Annotated in this window: 1 protein-coding gene; it reads right to left on the reverse strand. The window is 52.2% G+C overall.

Annotated features, from left to right (window positions below):
* On the reverse strand, nt 1-1,250 hold a 1,250-nt coding region (locus KDK19_RS01435), incomplete at both ends, for a hypothetical protein (protein WP_257291198.1).

Below are 1,250 nucleotides of genomic sequence, written 5' to 3' on the forward strand. Positions count from 1 at the left end.
CGTGCTCTTGCCACTGCCAGCGTTTCATCAGGGTCTGTTCACTGTCAGAAGGTCCAAGGGACATCACCGAAGCCTGTCCCGAAGCCTTTGCCATTCTGGCAGAAAAGTAACTTTTCCCAGTGCCGGTTTCCCCCTGCAGGAATATAACGGGAGAGTCCGCCAACCGGTCATGGAGTCGGGATAATCGACGGCTTTCACGATCCTTTTGGTTCATCTCGCCGTGATAAAGATCGTGAGCCAGTGCTGACAAGGGTTGATCGGCAGAACCCTGCCATTCCAGTGATTCAGACAGTCGTTTTTCTATGTGTTCAATAGCTGCTGTGTCAGAATTTGCTGTTCTGGCTATGTGAAAACAGTCGGTGGCCAGAGCGTGAATAGCATCGTATCGGGTCTGCCCTGGTGGCAAAGCCAGCTGCCAGCCGGAAGCCAGCGCATCTTGCAAACGTTTAATCTGTCTTGATGGCCTGATGCCAAAACGTTGATATAGCTCTGTTTCCGACGGATCAACTGCCAACTGGTACGCCATTGCCTCTCGATGTTGTTCAGGCACAAGAGCCACGATCAGGGCACAGAGCCTGTTCATGACTTCTTTTCCACCCTGCCATGGGAATGGATGTTCGTAGAACAGTTGTAATCCTTCAGAGTTTCGGCCCTTAAGTACTGTTGGGTCAAACGCTCTGGCCAGTGGCCATAGGTTCTTATCCACAAACGCTCTATCCAACCTCGGGGCACTGTTGATGATGGCAGTTAACTGATCCGTGTCTACCAAGGCGGTTTGATCCTCATCCGGCTTATTAGTAGCATCCGGCAGTAACTGCCAACAGGCTACTTTCATAAAGTTACGTACTGTCGGATTCTGGCGGGTGCCATGGGTGACAACGCTATTGATGGCCTTGCGCCAATGGCGGGGCAGGAGCTGTGGGGACTGGTCAACCTGCTGCGCGCGCCGGGCAGCCATTATCAGGTTATTCAACAACCCTTCGGTCAGTTCAGGCAGAGGGTTACAAAGGTGGGGAGGCACGGTTTTAAACGCTTCGTAAAGTTGGTGAAGTGCTTGTTCAGGTAGCTCAGCCCGGGAGATATCATGCCTGCCCCCATTGATATCCCAGATATCGACCTCAGGACACGGTTTCCCTGCGGCGATCATCGAACTGAATACTGAAGATGTGCTTTTCGCAGACTCAGGCCAGAGTAGGGTGACATGAGCTTGTGGGTAGGCTTGTAATTGGCCATTAACCAACAGAGGTTGC

The organism is Endozoicomonas sp. ONNA1, assembly GCF_024606325.1.
Lineage (GTDB): Bacteria > Pseudomonadota > Gammaproteobacteria > Pseudomonadales > Endozoicomonadaceae > Endozoicomonas_A.